20 protein-coding genes are annotated in these 20,007 nt (G+C 63.1%); 9 read left to right on the forward strand and 11 right to left on the reverse strand.

Going from position 1 to position 20,007, the window contains the following annotated elements; translation table 11 throughout:
* Window positions 1-1,124: 1,124 nt before the first annotated feature.
* The 4 genes from NCO8_RS32950 to NCO8_RS30965 all read right to left on the reverse strand — a co-directional run bounded on the left by NCO8_RS32950 (window position 1,125) and on the right by NCO8_RS30965 (window position 4,763).
* Window positions 1,125-1,637: a transposase gene (locus NCO8_RS32950; protein ID WP_157105175.1), complete on the reverse strand. Its 513-nt coding sequence runs from the start codon at window positions 1,635-1,637 to the stop codon at window positions 1,125-1,127.
* A gap of 87 nt (window positions 1,638-1,724) precedes the next feature.
* Window positions 1,725-1,979 carry a hypothetical protein gene (locus NCO8_RS30155; RefSeq protein ID WP_157105176.1) on the reverse strand — a complete coding sequence of 85 codons (255 nt, stop codon included), beginning with the start codon at window positions 1,977-1,979 and terminating at the stop codon, window positions 1,725-1,727.
* A gap of 752 nt (window positions 1,980-2,731) precedes the next feature.
* Window positions 2,732-4,366 carry an MFS transporter gene (locus NCO8_RS30160; RefSeq protein ID WP_245655557.1) on the reverse strand — a complete coding sequence of 545 codons (1,635 nt, stop codon included), beginning with the start codon at window positions 4,364-4,366 and terminating at the stop codon, window positions 2,732-2,734.
* A 61-nt stretch (window positions 4,367-4,427) separates the two neighbouring features.
* Entirely contained in the window at window positions 4,428-4,763 is a 336-nt protein-coding gene (locus NCO8_RS30965; protein WP_071931941.1) for a DUF4873 domain-containing protein, read from the reverse strand.
* A gap of 265 nt (window positions 4,764-5,028) precedes the next feature.
* Between NCO8_RS30965 and NCO8_RS30165 the strand changes: the two genes are divergently transcribed.
* The 5 genes from NCO8_RS30165 to NCO8_RS30185 all read left to right on the forward strand — a co-directional run bounded on the left by NCO8_RS30165 (window position 5,029) and on the right by NCO8_RS30185 (window position 10,533).
* Window positions 5,029-6,015 carry an AurF N-oxygenase family protein gene (locus NCO8_RS30165; RefSeq protein WP_067645181.1) on the forward strand — a complete coding sequence of 329 codons (987 nt, stop codon included), beginning with the start codon at window positions 5,029-5,031 and terminating at the stop codon, window positions 6,013-6,015.
* A 108-nt stretch (window positions 6,016-6,123) separates the two neighbouring features.
* Window positions 6,124-7,722, forward strand: coding sequence for a flavin-containing monooxygenase (locus NCO8_RS30170; protein WP_084457607.1), 1,599 nt, complete (start codon window positions 6,124-6,126; stop codon window positions 7,720-7,722).
* Window positions 7,719-8,576: an SDR family NAD(P)-dependent oxidoreductase gene (locus NCO8_RS30175; protein WP_067645187.1), complete on the forward strand. Its 858-nt coding sequence runs from the start codon at window positions 7,719-7,721 to the stop codon at window positions 8,574-8,576. The genes NCO8_RS30170 and NCO8_RS30175 overlap by 4 nt, the downstream gene beginning before the upstream one ends.
* Window positions 8,577-8,637: 61 nt before the next feature.
* Window positions 8,638-9,681, forward strand: a complete 1,044-nt coding sequence (locus NCO8_RS30180; RefSeq protein WP_067645190.1) for a ferredoxin--NADP reductase — start codon at window positions 8,638-8,640, stop codon at window positions 9,679-9,681.
* A gap of 117 nt (window positions 9,682-9,798) precedes the next feature.
* Entirely contained in the window at window positions 9,799-10,533 is a 735-nt protein-coding gene (locus NCO8_RS30185) for a TetR/AcrR family transcriptional regulator (RefSeq protein ID WP_218022676.1), read from the forward strand.
* A 611-nt stretch (window positions 10,534-11,144) separates the two neighbouring features.
* On the opposite strand, the gene NCO8_RS30190 is transcribed toward NCO8_RS30185, so the two are convergent.
* The 4 genes from NCO8_RS30190 to NCO8_RS30205 all read right to left on the reverse strand — a co-directional run bounded on the left by NCO8_RS30190 (window position 11,145) and on the right by NCO8_RS30205 (window position 14,392).
* Window positions 11,145-11,564 (reverse strand): DUF302 domain-containing protein, encoded by a 420-nt coding sequence (locus tag NCO8_RS30190; protein WP_067488002.1) that lies wholly within the window; start codon window positions 11,562-11,564, stop codon window positions 11,145-11,147.
* A gap of 26 nt (window positions 11,565-11,590) precedes the next feature.
* Window positions 11,591-11,830, reverse strand: coding sequence for a YgaP family membrane protein (locus NCO8_RS30195; protein ID WP_067645198.1), 240 nt, complete (start codon window positions 11,828-11,830; stop codon window positions 11,591-11,593).
* A 48-nt stretch (window positions 11,831-11,878) separates the two neighbouring features.
* Window positions 11,879-12,148, reverse strand: a complete 270-nt coding sequence (locus NCO8_RS30200; RefSeq protein ID WP_067645201.1) for a metal-sensitive transcriptional regulator — start codon at window positions 12,146-12,148, stop codon at window positions 11,879-11,881.
* 84 nt (window positions 12,149-12,232) lie between these two features.
* Window positions 12,233-14,392, reverse strand: coding sequence for an MMPL family transporter (locus NCO8_RS30205; protein WP_067645204.1), 2,160 nt, complete (start codon window positions 14,390-14,392; stop codon window positions 12,233-12,235).
* 109 nt (window positions 14,393-14,501) lie between these two features.
* On the opposite strand from NCO8_RS30205, the gene NCO8_RS30210 reads away from it, so the two are divergent.
* The 3 genes from NCO8_RS30210 (at window position 14,502) to NCO8_RS33055 (ending at window position 15,605) form a co-directional block, all read left to right on the forward strand.
* The gene (locus NCO8_RS30210) at window positions 14,502-14,729 is read left to right on the forward strand and encodes a YgaP family membrane protein (RefSeq protein ID WP_067645207.1); all 228 of its coding nucleotides are present in this window, start codon (window positions 14,502-14,504) and stop codon (window positions 14,727-14,729) included.
* 94 nt (window positions 14,730-14,823) lie between these two features.
* On the forward strand, window positions 14,824-15,444 hold the full coding sequence (locus tag NCO8_RS30215) for a mycothiol-dependent nitroreductase Rv2466c family protein (RefSeq protein ID WP_067645209.1): 621 nt from the start codon (window positions 14,824-14,826) through the stop codon (window positions 15,442-15,444).
* The gene (locus NCO8_RS33055) at window positions 15,444-15,605 is read left to right on the forward strand and encodes a DUF8730 family Cys-rich protein (RefSeq protein ID WP_501193585.1); all 162 of its coding nucleotides are present in this window, start codon (window positions 15,444-15,446) and stop codon (window positions 15,603-15,605) included. The genes NCO8_RS30215 and NCO8_RS33055 overlap by 1 nt, the downstream gene beginning before the upstream one ends.
* Window positions 15,606-15,730: 125 nt before the next feature.
* On the opposite strand, the gene NCO8_RS30220 is transcribed toward NCO8_RS33055, so the two are convergent.
* Both NCO8_RS30220 and NCO8_RS30225 read right to left on the reverse strand, forming a co-directional pair.
* The gene (locus NCO8_RS30220; protein WP_084457608.1) at window positions 15,731-16,612 is read right to left on the reverse strand and encodes a cytochrome c oxidase assembly protein; all 882 of its coding nucleotides are present in this window, start codon (window positions 16,610-16,612) and stop codon (window positions 15,731-15,733) included.
* 9 nt (window positions 16,613-16,621) lie between these two features.
* A complete protein-coding gene (locus NCO8_RS30225) occupies window positions 16,622-17,218 on the reverse strand; it encodes a DUF2243 domain-containing protein (RefSeq protein ID WP_157105177.1) in 597 nt (198 codons plus the stop codon).
* A gap of 244 nt (window positions 17,219-17,462) precedes the next feature.
* On the opposite strand from NCO8_RS30225, the gene ctaD reads away from it, so the two are divergent.
* Window positions 17,463-19,214, forward strand: coding sequence for an aa3-type cytochrome oxidase subunit I (gene ctaD, locus NCO8_RS30230; protein WP_067645221.1), 1,752 nt, complete (start codon window positions 17,463-17,465; stop codon window positions 19,212-19,214).
* Between the two features lie 232 nt (window positions 19,215-19,446).
* On the opposite strand, the gene NCO8_RS32215 is transcribed toward ctaD, so the two are convergent.
* Window positions 19,447-19,698, reverse strand: a complete 252-nt coding sequence (locus NCO8_RS32215) for a hypothetical protein (protein ID WP_067645215.1) — start codon at window positions 19,696-19,698, stop codon at window positions 19,447-19,449.
* Window positions 19,699-20,007: the final 309 nt, after the last annotated feature.

The following is a 20,007-nucleotide window of genomic DNA, read 5'->3' on the forward strand; positions in this document are numbered from 1 at the left end:
CGGCTGTCCATAATTCGTTCGACTAGCAGTGAGTATTGTTCTGGGGGTAGCCACTCGGCGGCCTATTCGATGATGGAGTTGATCTCCGGGCTGTGGCCACGCATGTTCGCTCGCCCGACCACACGGCTTCCGCACGAGGGCACCGACCGGTCGTTGCGGGGCCGACATCGGGAGTTGTGTTTCGAGGGCCGGGTGTTGCTGGTGGCCAGGTACTGCGGACGCATCTGACGATGCGTCAACCCGCGGCGGTATTCGGAATGGAAGCCGGCCAAAGCCCGGTGATCGACGACCTGGTACTACGTTGGCGCTGCGACCCCGGTCCGATCCCGCATGGTGTGGCGCTTACGGTGGTCAGCATCTGGTCCGACCTGCGACCGCACATTGCCGCACCGAGTAGGAACCACTGGTACTCGACCCACCATCTGGTCGTCATCGACGCCGATAACGAAGTCGTCGTCGTGATCGGACGTCCGTTGCACCGCAGGCCTGGACGGAATCCGGCGCCGACGCCTGCCGCACCGCGATGGTGATCGCCGACGGCGGCTACCAGGGAACGGCCTCTTCATAGGGAACGGCCTCTTCATCCCGCACCGCCAGGCGCCCGGTGTCGGACTGCCGAAATGGAGCAGGCCCACAACAAGTTCCACCGCAAGGTTTACGAGAAATCCCTGGGTAAACCACTCTTTGCCGCGTACCGCAAACTGGCGATCGCGTGGGCAGTCGCGGACTACTTCCGCGGGCCGCTCACTTCCATCGGTGCCAGGTTCAATTCCGGCCGAATCAGGGATCTGGCACTATTTCGTAATTCGACTGTGTGAATTGCTCAGCCGCTCAGAAGGATTCGCCGAAGGTGGCGTCGCCTCTCACACAGCTCCTTGATGATCGTGGCGAACGAACGTGACCAGCGGTGCGTTGAATCCGGGCTGGCGGTAGAGTCATGTCGAAGCGCCACTGGTCATTTGGGTCTATGCGAGCAGGTTCGGTCATAATTGGGGACCCGGTGATGTGAGCGGCATCGAGGAAGGTCTGATAGGCGCGGACGAGGTTCGGCTGACTTCGATAGCCGCAGGCGGTGATCGCGTCAAACAGCAGGGCGGCGTCGGGTGCATCCCTTATTCCACCGCTTAGGAGATAGGGCTTGAACTCGTAGATGATTGATTCCTGGACCTCGGCGAAACGCTGCTGGCATCGGATCGCGACCCTGTCTTGGCGCAGACCTGGCTCGACCGGACCACGATGCAAGCCTGCGGAGACCTCGGCGATATCGGGTAGTTGCGGGGGGCGTCATCGAGGCAGCCCGCCGCGGCGGTCAGGCAGTGTCGGCGCGGTGCGATAGCGCGTTCGAGGGCGTCACCGAGGTTCTCCCAGATGTGCCACCGATCAGCGACCTGGAATCCTACTGGCGCCCCGCTGGCCACACCTCCGGAGTAGGGGCCGGCCCGGTCGCGGCACATGATCTCGATGTCAAGAAGGGTCTGTAACCATATTCTCAGAGTCTTGGCGCTGCGATCTGTGAGCACGTCGATCGGGCGGCGAGATTCCATGCGATCAGGATCGTGGCGTAGCGGTGTCCATGGCATAGCGCGGAGCCGTCCGCTCATAGTTGGGCTGCGGCGGGTCAGGGATTGCACGAACATTGCGGAGCAGGGTTATCCGGTCCGTGCCGCGAGATGTCCAGTCCAACGGCGCTCTCGGGCGGCCACCCGGGACTAACGCCACCGCTTTCAACACCCGCTGCAGAACAACGTCCATCGCCCGCGGCGTGCGGCGAGCCAAGGTACTTGCTCGGCGAAAGCCTTTCCGAAGTCGATGTTGTCGCAGAACAATCTGCTGACGAGCGACATGATCACCGCTTCGCTGGCAGTGACCGAGGTATCGGCCAGTTGCCGCCGATACGGCCGTGAATCCACCGAGACGGCGCTGAGCCACTCGGGCAGAGCGCCACCGCATCGCAAAGTTGCGGCGTCGATACGCACCACGGACCCGACCCCACGAACCGCATCGAACAACAGTCCGTCCATGTGCGGGAACGGGACCCCGTCACTCCAAGATCAGAGACACTGGCCACATAATCAACTATCGAGCGCGCCAGCGCATCCGAGACGGGCTCAATCAACAAAGTGCGTCAGGTCCGGTCTTCAGGCGGAAGCGACGCCAGGGCGAGGAAGTGGCTGGAGCGTTCGGCAAATTGACGTCACGACCTTGGTTGCGGTGGAAGGACGCGTGTGCTTCATCTCGGACCTTGCGCGTAAGAGGTTAGCTATTGCCCGTCAGTCGAAGGTCGAGCCCGCATGCCGTGATCCGGCGTGACGCCCCGAGCAGGGCACTACAGCAGGGCACTACAAGGCCAAGTACGGGTGGGTTGGCGCACCGTGCAGGCCGCCACCGGGTCAATCTTGCTAGCAACGCGCAAGGAGGATCGGAAGCATGCCTCCCAGCTCGATCCGTTGATCCAAGCGGCGCTGCTGCAGACTAGGGCGCTGTCACCCAATCCTGCAGGAGCCCCGAACGGCTCAGGCTCCGACGACTAGACCAGGAAGGGGGCCCACTCTCGGGGCCGGACACCACGACAGCCCGGGCAGTCACTCAGATCGGGCATGTGCCATTAGCCGACCACCCGAGAGCACGTCGGCGACGAGAGTTCATCACCAAAGTTCGCTCCCGACTGGCTGTTCTGCTGACGCCCTGAAGCGGTCCGCAAGTGTGGACGGATCCGGAAAGTGCGTTCGGCTTACCGTTGCGCCGGTTCAATGGTAGGCATTGACTCCAACCGCTTCCTCCGGGCACCACGCGTAAGCCGGAGGCGTCGCAGACGATTTCGACGGCCCCGGCGAACGCAACTGAATTTGTGGCCTTCGTCGACTGTGCGTCCAGGAGAGAGCGGGATGAGTATCAGCGCGCCTGCGAGGCTGATCACGGCCAGGGCGAACGCGGAGTGTTCAACTCCATCCCAGAAGGCGGCTTTCGCATACTCGGCGAGGGGCTCTCCCGCAGCCCCCGCGCGCTCAGCGACTTCGAGTGCACCAGCCAGCGAACTCCGCACCGGGGCACGAGCAGGCTCAGGAAGGCGGGGTAACACCTCCGCGATTTTCGACGTGTAGTTCGCCGACAGGATGCTGCCGGCGACGGCGACACCGACTGCGGCGCCGATCTCTCGAGTTGCGTCGTTGACCGCAGCTGATACCCCATGTTTCTCCAAGGGCGTGTCGAGCATGATCGCGTTGGTGGCGGGAGCGGCCGACATGCCCAGGCCAGCGCTCATGATCAGCAGCGGCCAGAGCACATCGAGGTAAGACGAACCGGTGTCGAGTCGCTGGAGGGCCAACAAGCCGACAGCGATGGTAAGTAGCCCGGTCGTGGTCGTCACCCGGAGCCCCAGCCGCGCGGCGATCATCGGTGAGACGAGCGACATCACGATGAGGGGAGCAACCATCGGGGCAAGCGCCAAGGCCGAGTGCAGGGGCGTGAACCCCAAGATGAGCTGGAAATGCTGCACCAGCAGGAACATCACACCGAAAGTCACGAGGAATTGAATAGTTATCGACAACGCACCGCTCGAGAAGCCTCGGCGGCGGAACAGCCGTACATCAAGCAAGGGGTGCTCGACACGGAGTTCAGTGACGATGAAGGCCACGACGCTCATTGCGCCAGTCGCTCCCATGGCGAAGACCCAGCCATCGGTCCAACCACGCGACGGAGCCTCCATGACCGCGAACACCGTCGTCCCGATCGCCAGTACCACCAAGAACATGCCGCGAACCTCCAGCCGCGGGCAATCGGTGTCCTGTGAATCAGGGACGGTGAGACCAAGCACCAACAGCAGCAGTGCGACGACGGTCAGGCCGACGAAAATCGAGTGCCATGACCAACGTGTGAGGAGCAGACCGGATCCGACCATACCGATCACTCCGCCGGAACCGGCGACACCTGCCCACACCCCGACCGCGTACTCCCGCTTGTCCACCGGTAAGTTTGCGGTCAGAAGCGAGAGAGTCGCAGGCATGACAAAAGCGGCTCCGGCTCCCGCCACAGCCCTGGAGAGCATGAGCCATATCGGGGCATCGACCAGCACGGGCACCAGAGAAGCGACCGCGAATACGGCCAAGCCTGCCGTCAGAACACGTCGACGGCCATATCTATCGCCGATCGCTCCCCCTGGCAACACGAGGCAAGCAAGCACCAGCGTATAGCCGTCGACTATCCAGGTAAGCGCGTTTTGATCCGCGCCCGTGTCCAAGGCTATAGCGGGGAGCGCGGTATAGAGCGCTGCCATAGCCGCGACAACGAGAGCCACTGCGCCGCAGGTGACAATCATGGTCCAGGCTGCGGATCTTCGGGCGTCGAGCAGGTGTCCAAAGCGGATCATGTCGGTTCCGGTTCCATTCGCAAGCGGCTGGCTATCGCCGTCCGTCTTCGCGGTCTGTAGTTCAACTCGGCGTCGCCTCGACTTCGTCTAGTGATGACGGCGTGGAGTATGGCGGGCGACCGCGGCCTTGAATCCGATAGCGACCCCAGAAGTCTCGATCACCGATGGTTCCGGCAGCCTCGCCGGCAGAAGTCCGGACCACTACCGAACGTCGACGACCCTGCAGAAACTCGTCGAGAATGTCACTCTGTCCAACCCGCCCGTACCAGCAGAAGCGGCCATCGATGGGTTGGAAGAAGCCGCGCAGCTCGACCTGTACCTCGACTTCCGTGCTTGCCATGATCACTGTCGCGGACCCGATGTAGTCGGAGTCATCGTGCGGACTATGAGAATTCACTGTGGCTTCCTTCGCGTGATCGCCAGCCGACGCCTGCAACGGGATCCACCACACCAGCACTGCTGGTGGGCGGGCCGACGTCGGGATCCGAGGGCGTTGACCGCTTGACAATCCGGTCTGCCGCAGTCAAAGTTACCCCATACCCCGAGTATCCGCTACCCATCGTTCGGGTAACTTTGGGCGGGAGTCCAAGCATTCCGACGGGGTGGCACACCGTGCCGGATACGCCGATGCCGTGCCATCGGCCGAGTCGAAAGATGGACAAATGACATCAAGCGAAGTACGAAGCCACAGCGCCGGGCCGATAGCCGTTACCACTGACGGCATGGCCCGCGTGAGCGGACGCCGACGCACCGATCTTCAACGATCGGCCGGGCGACTGCTCAAGACCTCTGCCGAGAAGTCCTATGACGCCGAGGTTGACATCGACTGGGATAGTCCATGGTGGCCGGATAAGGCATGGCTGCCCGAACACCGGGTGTCGCTCTTCGGCACCGAGATCTGGGACCGGCTCTCGGACGCAGAGAAAGTTGAGCTGGGCAAGCATGAACTCGTGAGCATTCTCAGCTTCGGAATCTACGCTGAAAATCTGCTGAGCATGGCATTGCTACGGCAGAACACCACAGGGGACCTCGTCGACAACAAGTCGCTGTACGCACTCGCCGAAGTTGGTGACGAGAGCCGCCACTCCATGATGTTCGCCCGCTTGATTGCCAAAACGGGGATCCCGCCCTACAAGCTCCCGCGCGGGTTCCTTTCAATGGCGAAGATCCTGCACTTCATCCCGCTGGGGCCGTCCATTCAGGGTGCGACGCTGTTGATCGAGGAGATCCTCGATAGAGCCCAGCGCGAGGCAATGAATGACGAGCGTCTACAGCCACAGGTCCGGCAGTTGATGAAAATCCATGTACTCGAGGAGGCACGCCACATCACGTTCGCGCGAACCGAACTTGTCGATGGCATGCGCGTACGGGGGCGAGTCTCGAGAGCATGGCACCGCGGCGTGCTCGCGGTCGTCGCAAACTTGGCTTATCCGATCTTGATCAACCCGAAGCTGTACCGCGTCGTCGGCGTGCATCCACTACGTGGGTTCTTGGCGTGCCAGTCCGGTCCACACTACCGGGAGAATTTGCAGTTCATGTCCGAGCCGATGATCCGGTTCTTTGACGAGGCCGGCATGATCGAAGGGCGCATCACAATGTTCCTGTGGCGTCTGTCCAGGAGCCTCCCCGAGGATATCGCCCAGCGGTGAGCAGCCCAGTCCGGCGAAAACACAAGCGCACGGACGTGGCCAGGAATTTCGCACGATACATGTATTCGCGGCTAGCACTGGGCGAGCCGCACCGGCCAGAGGAAACCGATGAGCAAAAGTCGATCTGCCAAGTATGCACAAAAGTCCAATGGCTCGGGAGGTGACGGAGCGCGAGCCACAGTCCACCGGACGCAAGTCCTCATCATCGGAAGCGGATTTTCGGGAATGGGGATGGCAATACAATTGCTGAGAGCGGGAATAGATGATTTCCTAATTATCGAGAAAGAGACCGAGATCGGCGGAACATGGCGCGACAACACGTATCCGGGCTGCGCATGTGACGTTCCTTCGCATATGTACTCGTACTCCTTCGAGCCCAAACCGGATTGGAGTCGGCTCTGGGCAGGGCAGGACGAGATCCAGAACTATCTCACCGGGCTAGCACGCAAGTACGATCTGTATCGCTACACTCATTTTGGTCGGGTACTGCAATCCGGACATTGGGATCCCGATGATTCCGCCTGGCATCTGGTCACATCCGACGGCCACGAATACATCGCCCAGTTCCTAGTCTCAGGAGTCGGAGCGCTACACATACCGAGCATCCCTACAATCGAGGGGCAGAAGAACTTCAACGGCACAGTCTTTCATTCGGCGAAGTGGGATCATGATTGCTCATTGGCGGGCAAAAAGGTCGCCGTGATCGGCACCGGAGCCAGTGCGATTCAGTTCATTCCCGAAATTGCCAAGGAAGCCGCTGAACTGCACGTATACCAGCGGACGCCAGCATGGGTACTACCAAGGAAGAATGTCAAGATTCCGGAATCTATCCGGGCGGCATTCACCAGGATGCCGATTCTCGCGAAGGCAGTGCGGGCGGCTATCTACTGGTCAGCAGAATCGTTGTCAATGGGCCTTAATGGTCACCTCAACCTCATGCGACCACTTGAGAGCATCGCCAAGTGGAACATCGCACAGGGAATCGATGATCCCGTGTTGCGCGGTAAACTCACGCCTAGCTATCGCATCGGATGTAAGCGGATTCTCGGCTCGAGTGATTACTATCCAGCACTGAATAGACCAACCACAACCGTCATCACTGAAGGTATCTCTGAGATAACCGAGGACGCGATCGTGTCACGGAACGGTGAGAAGCGTCCAGCGGATGTGATCATCTACGCGACCGGATTCCATGTGACCGACGGGTTTGAAAGCCTTCGCCTCAAAGGCTCGTCCGGCAGGGAACTCGCAACGGTTTGGTCGGACGAGGGGATCCAGACGCACCTCGGCATCACTACCGCCGGATTCCCCAATCTTTTCTTCCTACTCGGCCCCAACACGGGGCTGGGCCATAACTCCGTAGTGTTTATGATTGAATGCCAGATCAGATACATTATCTCGGCGATCGATCTTGCCAACAAACGTGGCGCAGCTGCGCTAGAAGTACGCGAGCCGGTCCAGCAGAAATTCAACTCCGAAATTCAGACCAAGCTGGTCAAGGGAGTCTGGAGTAGCGGCGGGTGTACAAGTTGGTACCTCGACGCACAGGGCGTCAACCGAACTGTTTGGCCGGGCTTCACATGGCAATACTGGCGGCGCACTCGCAAACTGGCGCCGGCGGATTTCGGATTTGTCGGCGAGTTGGCCGGTACACAATACACCGCCGACCTCTCGAAGGCGCTCGAAAAGGGGAACCTTCCGAAATGAAAGACTTCAGAGACCGGGTGATCTCGGTAACGGGGGGCGGTTCGGGCATCGGCCGCGCCGTCGCAATTCGGCTGGCTGGCGACGGCGCACGGCTCGCGATCGCTGATATCGACGCGGAACGCGCACACGAGACCGCCGCTGTTTGCAATTCGCTTGGTGCAGAATGCCGACCCTATGAGCTCGATGTAGCCAATCGTCACGCATTCCAGGATTACCGGAACCGCGTCCTGGCGGACTTCGGATCGATCAGCATGGTCGTCAATAACGCGGGCGTTGCGCTAGGCGCCGATGTAGTGGACATGGAATGGATCGACTTCGAATGGTTGATGGGCATCAATTTCTGGGGGGTGATTAACGGAACAAAACTATTTCTTCCGGATCTGATTGATTCAGGTGACGGCCACGTTGTCAATGTTTCGAGCGTTTTCGGGCTGATGGCCATACCCAGCCAGAGCGCGTACAACGCGTCCAAATTCGCTGTCCGAGGTTTCACCGAAGCGTTGCGTCAGGAGATGCGAATTAACCGCTTGCCCGTAGGTGTAACCTGCGTTCATCCCGGTGGTGTCCGGACCAATATCGTGCGGGATGCTCGGGGTGTCGGCACAATAGGCGATCAAAAGAAGATTGTTGCCGGATTCGATCGGATTGCTCTCACGACACCCGAAGGCGCTGCGGATTCAATCATTAAGGGCGTGCGTCGCAATAAGCCGCGCGTTCTCATCGGGCCCGATGCCCTCGGCTTCGATTTTATTACGCGGGCGGTAGGGCCTAGGTACCAGGACCTCAACGCGCCTCTGGCCCGCCTCGGATTCGCGATAGGTCGCCGATACGGTCTGGTGAATTACAACATTTGATGCCGGACCGCCGGGCCATACGGACGTCCGAGAGTGACTGTCCAGCATCGAGGGAGATGGAATGTTCTCGAAGAAAAATATGCCATGTGAGCTCACTGTGTCCCGCGTGGTGCAGGAGACGCAGGATGCGGTCTCGATATGGTTTGAAGTCCCGGAGCATCAATGGGCAACATTCTCGTACACTCCGGGACAGTTCCTGACGTTGCGCATTCCTGGGAGTGGCGAGAGGGAACCTGCAGCCCGTTGCTACTCGCTGTCGAGTTCTCCGCACACCGAGGACGAGCTGGCCGTAACAGTAAAACGCACAGCGGGTGGGTATGGATCCAACTGGCTGTGCGACAATATCGCCACTGGCACTATCGTGTCCGTGCTACCGCCTAGCGGACACTTCACGCCGCAGGATTTGAATTCGGATATGGTACTGCTAGCAGCTGGCAGTGGCATCACGCCGATCATCTCAATTATCAAGTCAGCCCTACTCGAGGGTGATGGCCATCTTGTGCTTTTCTATGCGAACCAGGACGCAGAGAGCGTAATTTTTGGCGAAGACCTTCGCTATATGGCGAAACAGTTTCCGGAACGGCTCATTCTCATAGAGTGGCTGGAGAGCGAGCGAGGACTCCCGGACCGAAAAACTCTCTCAGAACTCTGCAGCGCATATAAGAATCGAATGTACTTCGTGTGCGGTCCAGCGGCTTTCATGGATCTAGTGGGCGACGTAGCGCATCATGTCGGTATCCAGCATGGCAATCTCCATCGAGAAATTTTCCAATCTCTTCGTTCCGATCCGTTCGACATCGAAATTGGCGTCAAGCAGTCGATGACCACGGAGCAGGCACGTCTCGTGGTCTACCTGGATGGTGACCGTGCCGAGCTTCAATGGCCCAAGGATCTTACGCTCGTCGAAGTCCTGCTGAATGAGGGCTTTTCGCCGCCGTACTCGTGCCGCGAAGGCGGATGCGGCGCGTGCGTATGCAAGGTTATGGATGGTGACATACAGATGAGAGTGAACGACGTACTCGACGAGGACGACATCGAGGAGGGCGACCGCCTGGCTTGCCAGTCTCTACCGATCACCGATACTGTCATGGTGACATTCGGCTAACCGTACACAACCGGCAGTGGCCGTCCGGCGGTGACATCGCCAGAATCCTGGCGTTAAACGGGCTGCCGACCTCGTGTACTTGTCCATCCGTGTAGCCCGTAGCGTAGGATCGGCATCGTGGCAGGCGCGCGACGGAAGGTGTTGGAGGTCGGTAGCTCGGTGGTTCGGCGAGTTGACGCACGATCAAGCCGTTGGGAAGAGCATCGGGTCGCAGTGCGCGCGGAGCTGGTTGATGCCGCGTACCAAGCCTTCGCTAAATATGGCCCCGAGGCCAGCATGGACGATATCGCCCGGGAAGCAGGCGCAACAAAACCTAAGCTGTATCGCCACTTCAACGACAAACAGGGCCTCCGTGCCGCTGTGGTGGAGCGGGCGAAGGACCTTATGTGGACCAACATTCTCGATGCGGTCGACTTCGGATCCGAGCCGATCGGTAAAGTGATGAATCAGCTCGTCGATCAATATACGCAATTGGTCGACGAGCACCGCAACGTTTTCAAATATCTCGTGCGGAGTCATTTTAGCGAGAGCTCATCAGAATCCGATCAGGCCCTGGAGGATGCACGCGAGCTCGCCGGTTTCATTGCTGGCCATTTCGCCGCCGTGTTGGAGAACGTTGGCGCGGACAGCACCGGCATAGATTTGGTCGTGCAGTCAATCATAGGGGCCAGCCTCTCCGCAACCGATTGGTGGATTAACTCGCAAGCCGACCCATCCGCGATGTCCCGCTCGGCCTTCCGGGATCATCTCAGCGCTATCATTTGGGGAATTATCGATGCATCGTCACGAGCCCGGGGAATCCGAATCGATCCGACTGCGACGCTGCACACCGAGAATATTGGACTGCTCTAGGCGGATTTCGCAAGACAACGAAGTCTGATCAAAGGCCTACATTCCAGGCGTACCATCTCGGTCGCTTTGCTGTGGCTTGCCAGCCCAGCACGGCCGAGGAGCAGGTTCAGGACCGCGCTGGGGTGCGGGTATGCTGCAGATTAGAAAGGATTTCGGGCTATAGCTACTGTAGTTGCTGATGCGGGTTTTGGAAGTACTGCGCTGCAATGTATCCAGCCCCATTGCTCACGTCATACCACCTCGCGTTGGCAATCATTCTATCATTTCCTTGATATTCAATTGCTTCAGTGCCAGTGGCTGATGCACCGGTGCTACATGTGAGTGCGATACGCATCCCCCGGCCGGGCACCGGCAAGGACGCCATCGGTCCCGCTCTGTAACCGGTCACCACCGGTGCACTCGGAGTCCGACGTCTCGAACCGGCGCGCTTGCTCGGCGGGTCGATCGGACAGCCTAGGCGCGGCGAAGGCCGGAGTGAGATGTGGTGGGTGGGTCTGACCGAGCGGCGTGCCAAGGTTATTCGGGTCGTCGATAATCGGCTCAGGGCCGTAGGGACGATCGGCTCGTTGGGAAGGCGCGGCAGTCTGGCGCAGTGACCGGGACAGTGGGCGTCATGTCAAATCCCCGCGGCCCCCCAGTGCAGCCAGGGCTGCGCGCAGGCGGGTGGTGGCATCCTCGGCGACCGGATCGAGTGCGGGCTGACCGGTGACTGCGACCATGAGCTGGGGGTTCATCGCTTCGACGATGATGGTGTCGGTGTCGGTGTCGGTCCGGTCGCGACGGACCACGACATTGCAGGGCAGCAGCAGCCCGATCTGGCGGTTGATCTCGACCGCTTGGTGGGCCAGGGGTGGGTTGCAGGCGCCGAGGATGCGGTAGTCCTCCATGTCGTGGCCGAGTTTAGCTTTGAGGGTGGCTTGCATGTCGATCTCGGTGAGGATGCCGAATCCTTGCTCGGCCAACGCTTCTCGGGTGCGTTCGAGCGCGTCGTCGAAGGTGGTGTGCAGCGTGGTCGACAGGGCCAGGTCCATTCGTGTGCTCCGATCCGAGAGAGTGGTCAGGCGGTGGGGGTTGGGCAGGTCGTGTCGGTCAGACCGAGTCGGCGCATCACCAGGGTGGCCGGGCACCAGCCCGCCGCGCTGTAGAGCAGCAGGTTCGCCCCGACCAGGGCGGCCAGGATCAGCCACCACGGGGACAGGGTCACACTCAGCAATACGCTGAGCAGGACCATTGTCCCGGCCAGGGCCGGGACGAGGCGGGTGATGGTCCATTCGTGCGGTCGCGGTGGCAATGCCATCGGCGGGAGTCCTTCCAGTGTGCGTACCCCACCCCGCGCTGTGCGGGGTCAGGCCAGGGCGAGAAAGAGCTTTTCCAGTTCGTCGATGCTCATGGGCGCGGCCTCACCGTCGGGGGTTTCGGTGAGGCATTCGCGCAGGCCGGTGGCGACGATCTTGAATCCGGCGCGGTCGAGCGCTTTGGAGACCGCGACGAGTTGGGTGACCACGTCCTTGCAGTCGCGCCCGTCCTCGATCATGGCGATCACCCCGGTGAGTTGGCCTTGCGCGCGGCGCAGTCTGTTGAGGACTTGCGTCATCGCCTCGTCGTTGGCGTTCATCGATGTTTCCCTTCTCGGATCTTCCCCCCAATATACCCCGTGGGGTATAGAAGGGGGTTCCGAGGAAGTGGGTTGGCCGGTGGGTCAGTGGTGAGCGAAGCTGATGGTGGGCAGCACCCGGGTCAGCCACGCCGGGCTCCACCAGGCAGCGTGCCCGGTCAGGCGCAGGATCACCGGCAGCAGCACCAGCCGCACCAGCAGTGCGTCGAGCAGGACCGCGACACCCAGGATGATGCCCATCTCCTTGGGTGGGAGCGGGTCGGCCAGGGCGAAGGTGAAGAACACCGCCACCATCACCGCCGCGGCGGCGAAGATGACCCGCCCCGAATGCGCGAGCCCGTCCAGGAGCGCGGCGTGGGGGTCGCCGGTGCGCTCATAGTGTTCCTTGGCGGTGGCCAGCAAGAACACCGTGTAGTCCATGGCGATGGCGAAGATCATCGCGAAGAAGAACACCGGCCCCCACCCGTCGAGGAACCCCTGCGGGGTGAAGCCCAGCAGCTCGGCGCCGTGCCCGTCCTGGAAAATCAGCTTGGCCACCCCGAACGCGGCCGCGGTCGAGAGCAGGCTGACCAGGGTTCCCAAGGCCGCGATGAGCGGGGCCTGCAACGCGATCAGCAACAACACGAACCCGAGCACCAAGATGATGGCCACCACGATCGGCAGATAGTCGTCGAGGGCTTGTTGCAGGTCGAGGTTTTCCGCCGCCGCGCCACCGACCACCGCGTCGGCGGGCAGGTCGGCACGCAACCGGTCCAGGATTTCGGCCATCTGCGGTGCGGAGGGATCGACTGCGGGCATGGCCTGCATCATCACCAGATCGGCGCCGTCGGCGGCGGGCTGGGGCGGGGTGAGCATGACGATGCCGTCGCTGGCGCGCGCGATAGTCTCGGTGGCCGCCGCGTCGGCGGTCGGGGTGATGATCGAGAGCATGCCCGGGGCGCCGGGGCCCATCTGCTCGGCGATCAGTTCATAGCCCTGGCGCACCGGCGCGTCGGTGGGCACGACCGCGATCGAGGGCATCGCGGTCTTGAGCCCGAACACCGGCGCGGCCAGCCCGATCAGGATGGCCAGTGCCACCGCGGCTAACGGCCACGGATGCTTGTGCAGGATCTGGCCCCAGCGCGCGAACACCGGCGAGCGGTGCTGCTGGCGGCGCGCGTAGGGCAGCGCGGCGGCGTTGACCTTGGTGCCGAGCGCGCCGAGGACGGCGGGCAGCATGGTCAGGGTCGCGGCGAGGACGAACACCACCGCGAGCATGATCCCGACCGCCATGGTCCGCACGGCGGGAGCGGGCACGATCAGCACCGCCGACAAGCTCACCAGCACCGTCAGCCCTGAGAGCAGGACGGCTTTGCCGGCAGTGTCCATGGTTTCGGCGACCGCGGCGCGGGGATCGCCGGTGCGGGCCAGCGCGTCGCGGAAGCGCGCGACCAGGAACAGCGCGTAGTCGATGCCCAGGGCCAGGGCGAACATCATGGCGAAGTTCATCGCCCACACCGAGATCGGGGTGATCTGATTCAGCAGCACCAACCCACCCGCGGAGGCCACCAAGCCCGCGAGGGTCAGCAGCAGCGGCAGCCCGGCCGCGACCAGCGATCCGAACGCCAGCACCATGATCGCCAGGGTGACCGGCCACGACAACATCTCGGCCTGGATCATCGCGTCGTGGTTGGCGACATTGAAATCGCTCCACAACGCCGACGCCCCGGTCGGATACACCTCGATCCCGTCTTTCGACAGCGCGGTCAACGCGGCTTTGTGCTCGTCGACGGCTTTGACCATGTCATCAGTGGAGGCATTGGCGCCCGCGATCACGATGCCGGTGTGTCCGTCAGGGCTGATCGTGAACCCCGGCTGCGGGGCGATCACCTGCCCGATCCGCTCGTCCCCGGCGAAGACCGCCGTGGCCTGCTCGACCACCCGTACCATCGCCGGGTCACCGATCGTGGCGGTGTCGGAATGGATCACCACCTGCACCGCGGCCGAGGAGTTACCACCGAAGTGCTGCTGAGCCAGTTCACGGGCACGGACCGATTCCGAGCCGTTGGCTTGCCACCCGGCCCCGGCCAGGGAGGTGAACACACTCGGCGCGGCGGCGCCCAGTGCGATCAGCACCAGCAGCCATATCCCGATCACTGCCCGGGTGCGCCCGGCCATGAACGCGCCCCACCGGCCCAGCAGTCCTGGCCCGGAGGTCGTGCCGGGTGGTTTCGCCGAGGCGGTATCGAGCTTCGTTTCGGTCATCCGACCCTCCTTTGATACCCCCTGGGGTATGTTGATGTCGAGTCCGACCATACCCCAGGGGGTATAGTTGAGCGCAACCCCTGTTCCTGCGTCGAAGGAGTGCAGCGTTATGGGCATCATCGAATTCATGCGAAGTACCGCCGGGCGCCTGGCCCGTATCGCCGCCGGAATCGCGGTGATCGTGATCGGCTTGGCCGTGATCGGCGGGACCGCAGGAGTCATCGTGGCCGTGATCGGCCTGGTCCCGATCGCGGCGGGAGTCTTCCATTTCTGCCTGCTGGGCCCGCTGTTCGGGGTCGAACTGCAGGGGCGGCCACGCGCGTCCAGCAGTCACTGACGCCACCCCCTGACCGCATCCACCCACCGGCGCGCCGGTCCCTATGGGTCCTGTCCCGAACCGGCGCGCCACCACTTCCCTAGGAGGGCCCTCGATGGCCGACATCGACCTGTATCTCGATCCCGTGTGCCCGTTCGCGTGGGTGAGTTCGCGGTGGCTGCTCGCCGCCGCTCAGGCCGGCCCGCACACCGTGCGGCTGCGGCAGATGAGCCTGGCCGTACTCAACGAGGGCCACGACGTCGACGCCGATCACCGGCCGATGATCGAGCGCTCGCGCCGCCTGGGGCGGGTCTTCGCCGCGGCCACCGCAACCGGCGGGCCCGAGGCGTTCGCACGCCTCTACGACACCGCCGGGAACCGGCTGCACGTACACGCGCAAGATCTCGGGCCCGCCGCGCTCGCCGAATCACTGTCCGCCGCCGACCTGGACCCGGCACTGGCCCGGTACCTGGACGACCCAAGTCTCGACAACGCCGTCACCCGCTCACACCAGGCCAGCCAGGACGTCCTCGGAGGCACCGGCGGCAGCCCGATCATCGTCATCGACGGCCACGGTTTCCAGGGACCCGTCCTGACCGAAACCCCTGCCGCCGAGCAGGGCCCGGTCCTGCTCGAGGCGCTGGTCACCGCCGCCACCACCCCGGGGTTCGCCGCCCTGCACCGCCCCTACCACGGTCCCCCGAAAATCGATACCACCCCTGAGGAGGCCCGCTGATGTGCTCACCGGTGCGATGCCGCACCTGCGGTAAAACCACCTGGTCCGGCTGCGGTGCCCACATCGAGGCCGTCCGCGCCGGTGTCGCCCCCGAACACTGGTGCCCCGGACACCCCACCCAGGACACGACCCGACCCTGGTGGGCACTACGCAGGAAATGACCGCCCTCCCCCTGGGTCGGACCGGGTGACCGCTCACGCACCGGCATGAGCATCGACGCCTGGCCGCGGTCGCCCAATAGCTGCTTCGATCGGGCTCGGTGACGCGACTCCGCAGGAAACCGTCGTCAGCGCATCCCCGGCAGAGGGACAGCAGTAGCCTGCACGGGCCTGCGGGGTTCGGCGGCCGCCGCTGTGGTGCGGGGGTGTCGGTACCACCACATGAACAAGGCGATGACCAGCACGAGTTCGGCGATTTCGCCGCCGTAGTACATCCATTGCGCTGCTTGTTCCATCTGCGCGGGCGGGTAGTGCGTGCCCGCGGGGAGCCGACCGGCCTCGGCGTAGAGGAGTTTGCCCAGGAACGCGTGGGCGGTGATGGCCGCCAGCACGGTCACCACGCGCAGTGTCAGCCCCGGCCGATGCGGTGCGGGGTCCGGCCCGGCGATCGACCAGGTGAACAGATACCCGGCCGCGAGCATGTGCACCGCGATCAGCACGTGCAACCAGCCCCGCTGCATGCTCGCCGCGTACAACGGGGTCAGATACAGCACATACAGGCCACCGACGTTGAGGATCGCGGCAGTGATCGGGTGACCCAGCAACCGCAGCGCCCGGGTGTGCAGCACCGCGCCCACGCGCCGCCCCGCCCGTGGGGTGAGCGCGCCCAGCAACAACGTCACCGGCGCCGACATCACCAACGCCAGGGGCGCGTACATGCCGATGAGCAGGTGCTGCAGCATGTGCCCGCGCGCGTCGGCGTGCGCGAACGCGCTCACCGGCCCCGACAGCGCCACGATCATCAACACCAGCCCGGACACGAACCCGGCGAGCCGCCACCGGCTCCACCCACGGTCGAAACGCCGGGAATACCGCCCCATCCCCACCAGATACAACCCCAGCAGCACCGCCGCGACCACCGGCACCACCCATCCCAGCCATCCCGCACCGGCGTGGGTGGTGGTGTGCTCGAGGTGGTCGGTGTGGTGGGGGTGCTGTGTCAGCAGCATCGTCGCGCCCTATCGCGTGCTGTCGGGGACATCGAGGCCTTTCGAGCCCCCGAGATCGAGGCGGATCCCGCCATCGGGGCTGCGCAGGCTCCGGCGTAGCAGCACGCCTCCGACCAGCAGGCTGGCCACGATGCACACCCCGGCGCCGGCATCGTATTTCCACACCTCGTCGCCGTAGTGGATCTGATGCCAGTTCAGCAGTTTGTGAATGAGGACCTCGTCGACGAGCCCGATCACCCCGAGCGCCAGAAAGAATCCGGTGGCCTGCCACAACGGGCGCCATACTCCGCGACGGCGCAGATCGGCGTACAGGTAGCCCGAGGCGACCAAGGCCACCACGCCCACGGCCTGGAACAACCCGTCACTGAGCATGGCCACCCCGGGAGTGGAGCGGTCGTAGAAATGATGCCAGTGCAGCAGCAAATGCAGAATGGTCTCATCGACGATCGTGAATACCGCTGTCGCCAACAAGATTCCGGCCACCAGCGAGGTCCGGGCCCCCGGCACCGACCACCCGCTAGGGCGGTTCTCCGCTGCGGATTCCCGGTCCGGCACCGTGTTCTCCGACGAACTCATTAACGCGCCCCTTTCCGTCTTGCCGTGCACGGACCCGACCCTGCCTCGTCCACCCGGCTTACCCGGCGAGCTGCCGGTCAATCACCGCGCGGCTCCCGCGACGACGACAGCGCACGGCTACCCACCGCGCAACCACCGGTCGAGGTCCTACTCGGAAACACCGGCGGCGCCGAGCCTTCCCCAGATTTCCGGTAAAGGAGCGCACCATCGTTTGAGCGCTCATCGAGCGGGTATCGCGGTTGGGGTTCGGTCCGGTCACGGGTGAGGAGTGCAGATGGTGCAGGTCCCAGCTCAACAGGCTCCGCCTGTCGAAGCCTCTCGCCCGTTCCCAGCCCGAGGCGGACCCAAGGGCTCAGCGGTGTGGAAGATCCTCACCACCACCGACCCCAAGCTGCTGGGGATCATGTACCTGGTCACCACCACAGCGTTCTTCCTCATCGGCGGGCTGATGGCGCTGCTGATGCGCGGCGAACTCGCCCGCCCGGGCATGCAGTTCCTGTCCCCCGAGCAGTACAACCAGCTGTTCACGATGCACGGCACGATCATGCTGCTGTTCTATGCGACCCCGACGGTGTTCGGGTTCGCCAACGCGATCCTGCCCTTGCAGATCGGCGCCCCCGACGTGGCCTTCCCCCGCCTGAACGCCTTGAGCTACTGGCTGTTCCTGTTCGGCGCGACGATGGCGGTCTCGGGGTTCCTCACCCCCGGCGGGGCCGCCGATTTCGGATGGACTGCCTACCAGCCCCTGTCCGATATCGTGCATTCCCCGGGCGTGGGCGCGGACCTGTGGGTAATGGGGCTGGTGGTCTCGGGATTGGGCACTATCCTCGGCGCGGTCAACATGGTTACCACCGTGGTATGCCTGCGCTGCCCGGGCATGACCATGTTCCGGATGCCGATCTTCACCTGGAACATACTGGTCACCAGCGTGCTGGTGCTTCTGGCGTTTCCCGTGCTCACCGCCGGGCTGCTCGGCATCGCCTTCGACCGCCACCTCGGCGGCCACATCTTCGACCCCGCCACCGGCGGGGCGATCCTGTGGCAGCACCTGTTCTGGTTCTTCGGACACCCCGAGGTCTACATCGTCGCGCTGCCGTTCTTCGGCGTCATCAGCGAAATCCTGCCCGTGTTCAGCCGCAAACCCATCTTCGGCTACACCACCCTGATCTACGCCACCCTCGGCATCGCCGGGCTGTCGATGGCGGTATGGGCCCACCACATGTACGCCACCGGCGCGGTCCTGCTGCCCTACTTCTCACTGATGTCGTTTCTGATCGCGGTCCCGACCGGGGTCAAGTTCTTCAACTGGATCGGCACCATGTGGAAAGGCCAGCTCACCTTCGAAACCCCGATGGTGTGGGCGCTGGGTTTCATCGTCACGTTCCTGTTCGGTGGCCTGTCCGGAGTGATCCTGGCCAGCCCACCGCTGGACTTCCACGTCCACGACAGCTACTTCGTCGTCGCACACTTCCACTACGTGCTCTTCGGCACCATCGTGTTCGCCACCTTCGCCGGGATCTACTTCTGGTTCCCCAAGATGACCGGCCGATTCCTCGACGAACGCCTCGGCAAACTCCACTTCTGGACCACCTTCATCGGCTTCCACGCCACCTTTCTGGTCCAGCACTGGCTCGGCAGCGAAGGCATGCCCCGCCGCTACGCCGACTACCTGCCCACCGACGGATTCACCACCCTCAACACCATCTCCACCATCGGATCGTTCCTGCTCGGTGCGTCGATGACGACATTCGTGTGGAACGTGTTCAAAAGCTACCGATACGGCGAGGTCGTGGCAGTCGACGACCCGTGGGGCCACGGCAACTCCCTGGAATGGGCTACTACCTGTCCACCACCACGACACAACTTCTACGACATACCCCGCATCCGATCCGAACGACCCGCGTTCGAGCTGCACTACCCCCACATGATCGACCGCATGCGCAGCGAAGCCCACGTCGGCCGGGGCACCAAAACCGTCCACGCCGACACCGACCACACCACCAAATCAGTCGACGCTGCACCCTGAAACCACTCCCGACGCCACCCAGCTCGTACGTCGATCTGCTACGGAAAGCCCGCTATCACGGGCCGGGCCTCCGCATTCGGCCCAGAAGGCCAGCCATAGTGGTTCTATCGGTGATCTCTGACGTCACCGATAGGTAGATCCTGACGTCGCCCCAGATCCGAAGATGTTTGTATCGGCGAATACTGACGTCGCGATCTTGGTTGCGAGTGATCAGTCCGCATTGCCTGGGTTCTCAGCACGTCGACCTTGCAGCCTGGCGAGGCCGGATCGAAACCGTGCTCAACCACCCAGCGGGCCCCAGGAGGCTACGCAACGACCACCAGGCGCGGATCACCTCGAGGTCGATGTCGGCACCGTAACCGGCGACGACGTCACTGAGGTGTTCCGGGTGTTCGAGCGTCAGGATGGCGAGGTCATACAGGGGATCGCCCTGGGCCGCCTCGGACCGGTTAACGCCAGTGACCTCATCGCCTTCGACGAACACGTGGGAGATCTGGAGGTCGCCGTGGGTGAATGCCGGCGTTCACGGCCGAAGCGCGATCTCGGCTATCCGGCGGTTGTGTGCGACTACGTTGGTGGGGCCACCCCGCTCCTGGTAAGCGCTGCACATTTGCGGTTGAGCTCCGATGCGTGCGCGTCGAGGCTGCGGCCGGGCCATGGCGGTAGCGGCGCGTCGTGCAGCTTCCGTATGGTGGCGCCCGCTGCGGCCCACGCCGCTGGCGATGCGGTCGACGGCTCACCGAGGCGCCGAGTGCCAATCCTCGGCAGAGCGGCGAGCGCGAGCACTGGTGGC

This window comes from Nocardia coubleae NBRC 108252, assembly GCF_001612805.1.
Classification (GTDB): Bacteria; Actinomycetota; Actinomycetes; order Mycobacteriales; family Mycobacteriaceae; genus Nocardia; species Nocardia coubleae.

Excerpts from the sequence above, each read along its gene's own strand:
- NCO8_RS33055 (WP_501193585.1), top strand. The coding sequence starts at position 15,444 with ATGTGCTCACCGGTGCGATGCCGCACCTGCGGTAAAACCACCTGGTCC.
- NCO8_RS30205 (WP_067645204.1), bottom strand. The coding sequence starts at position 14,392 with ATGACCGAAACGAAGCTCGATACCGCCTCGGCGAAACCACCCGGCACG.
- NCO8_RS30160 (WP_245655557.1), bottom strand. The coding sequence starts at position 4,366 with ATGATCCGCTTTGGACACCTGCTCGACGCCCGAAGATCCGCAGCCTGG.
- NCO8_RS30210 (WP_067645207.1), top strand. The coding sequence starts at position 14,502 with ATGGGCATCATCGAATTCATGCGAAGTACCGCCGGGCGCCTGGCCCGT.
- NCO8_RS30175 (WP_067645187.1), top strand. The coding sequence starts at position 7,719 with ATGAAAGACTTCAGAGACCGGGTGATCTCGGTAACGGGGGGCGGTTCG.
- NCO8_RS30180 (WP_067645190.1), top strand. The coding sequence starts at position 8,638 with ATGTTCTCGAAGAAAAATATGCCATGTGAGCTCACTGTGTCCCGCGTG.
- NCO8_RS30195 (WP_067645198.1), bottom strand. The coding sequence starts at position 11,830 with ATGGCATTGCCACCGCGACCGCACGAATGGACCATCACCCGCCTCGTC.
- NCO8_RS30165 (WP_067645181.1), top strand. The coding sequence starts at position 5,029 with ATGACATCAAGCGAAGTACGAAGCCACAGCGCCGGGCCGATAGCCGTT.
- ctaD (WP_067645221.1), top strand. The coding sequence starts at position 17,463 with ATGGTGCAGGTCCCAGCTCAACAGGCTCCGCCTGTCGAAGCCTCTCGC.
- NCO8_RS30190 (WP_067488002.1), bottom strand. The coding sequence starts at position 11,564 with ATGGACCTGGCCCTGTCGACCACGCTGCACACCACCTTCGACGACGCG.
- NCO8_RS30215 (WP_067645209.1), top strand. The coding sequence starts at position 14,824 with ATGGCCGACATCGACCTGTATCTCGATCCCGTGTGCCCGTTCGCGTGG.
- NCO8_RS32950 (WP_157105175.1), bottom strand. The coding sequence starts at position 1,637 with ATGTTCGTGCAATCCCTGACCCGCCGCAGCCCAACTATGAGCGGACGG.
- NCO8_RS30170 (WP_084457607.1), top strand. The coding sequence starts at position 6,124 with ATGAGCAAAAGTCGATCTGCCAAGTATGCACAAAAGTCCAATGGCTCG.
- NCO8_RS30200 (WP_067645201.1), bottom strand. The coding sequence starts at position 12,148 with ATGAACGCCAACGACGAGGCGATGACGCAAGTCCTCAACAGACTGCGC.
- NCO8_RS30220 (WP_084457608.1), bottom strand. The coding sequence starts at position 16,612 with ATGCTGCTGACACAGCACCCCCACCACACCGACCACCTCGAGCACACC.